Source organism: Methanobrevibacter sp. (assembly GCF_045577275.1).
Lineage (GTDB): Archaea > Methanobacteriota > Methanobacteria > Methanobacteriales > Methanobacteriaceae > Methanobrevibacter.
The window spans coordinates 1-1,637 of sequence record NZ_JAZNIB010000225.1 but is presented as its reverse complement, the minus strand read 5'-3'; the positions used below and the strand labels follow the sequence as shown (position 1 = coordinate 1,637).

Sequence of the window (1,637 nt, the reverse complement as noted above, 5' to 3'; positions counted from 1 at the left end):
AAGAATATCAACAAATGATAAGGAACAATAATATGGAAAATAATCATAATTATCAAAATAATTACGACACTGAAATAAAAACATACAGTGAAGATGAATTGAAAATAATCGAAGAGGGCAAAGTGAAGATAAAATTCCCAGACTTCGATAAGGTTTCATCAGATGCTCCTGTTTTCTATAATCCAAGAATGGAATTCAATAGGGACACTTCAATCCTTGCACTTCAAGCATACCAAAGGGAAGTAGATAGGGAAATAAGCATATGCGATTTGTTTGGTGGAAGTGGAATAAGGGGAATACGCTATAAAAAGGAAATTGATGGAGTTGGAGATGTTGCAGTAAACGACATCAGCCCCCTTGCAAATGAATTTACAAGAATCAATGCAGAACTCAATGAAGTTGAAGTGGAGATAGACCAAAAAGAGGCAAACAATGAACTTAGAAGCAATATGGGAAGATTTGATGTCATTGACATAGACCCATTCGGTACCCCTTCACCATTTGTGGATTCTGCAGGATATAACCTCAAGAGAGATTCCCTTCTTTGCTTAACCGCAACAGATACCTCATGTCTTTGCGGAACATATGTGGAACCATGCATCAGAAAATACAATGCAAAATCATATAAAAGCGAATACTGCCATGAAAACGGTATTAGAATCCTTATAGGGTTTGCAGCATTGACACTTGCAAAATACCAGAAATACATTGAAGTGAAGATGTCCCACAGCAGTGAACATTATATGAGAACCTATCTTAAGGTAAGGAAAGGATCCAAAGCAACCGACGAATCATTGAAAAACATCGGATATATTGCTCACTGCAACCATTGCCTATACAGAGGAGAATTCAAAGGTCTTGCAACTAGCATTCCTGAAACTTGTCCAGAATGTGGTGAAAAACTGATTGCAGCAGGCCCTATGTGGTTAGGACCTGTTCAAAATGAGGAATTCATTGATTCAATGATTGAAATAGCTGATGAAAAAGAGCTTAATCAAAAAGAAAAGGTTTTGAAATTACTGAATTCATGTAAAATAGAGGCGAATGCACCAAGCACATTTTATGACATCCATAAGGTTTGCAGAGCATTGAAAATCAGTGCTCCTAAGTTTGATAAGGTATTTGACAAACTTGAAGAGGAAGGATTCATTGCAGTCAAGACACATTACAGCCCACTTGGTATAAAAACCGATGCCAACAATAAGGAATTGATGGAAATTGTTCGAGAAATAGTCAATGAATAAGGAATTATGAACAATTTACAAATATAACATTTTTAATTTATAAGAAGTATTAAATAAAATTAAAAAAATTACTTGATAATAAAATTTTTCTTGCGAATACTTAACTTTATAAAGAATTAAGCGAATATTAATGGAAATTTGGATAAAATACCCATAGATTAAGGCGAAAACTCAATCTAATCAACTATAATTTAATTTTATCAAATTTAATTGCATTAAAATGCGATTTAAAAGTGTAAATTTATCAATAACTAATTAAAATAATAAAATAAAATTTAAATAAAAAAATATTTATTTAGTATTAAAATATTTTAATATTAATAAAATTTATCAAAATATAGAATAAAATAAGCAAAATAAACAAAATTTACATAAAAATTTATATATAAAAAT

At 31.2% G+C, this 1,637-nt stretch carries 1 protein-coding gene; it reads left to right on the top strand.

Features of this window, described 5'->3' with window-relative positions; genetic code table 11:
• The first annotated feature begins 32 nt into the window (after window positions 1–32).
• Window positions 33–1,244, top strand: a complete 1,212-nt coding sequence (locus ACKI67_RS06430) for a tRNA (guanine(10)-N(2))-dimethyltransferase (RefSeq protein ID WP_407462621.1) — start codon at window positions 33–35, stop codon at window positions 1,242–1,244.
• Window positions 1,245–1,637: the final 393 nt, after the last annotated feature.

Bases quoted from the DNA above. Each gene is read 5' to 3' on its own strand.
- ACKI67_RS06430 (WP_407462621.1), top strand. From the start codon at position 33: ATGGAAAATAATCATAATTATCAAAATAATTACGACACTGAAATAAAA.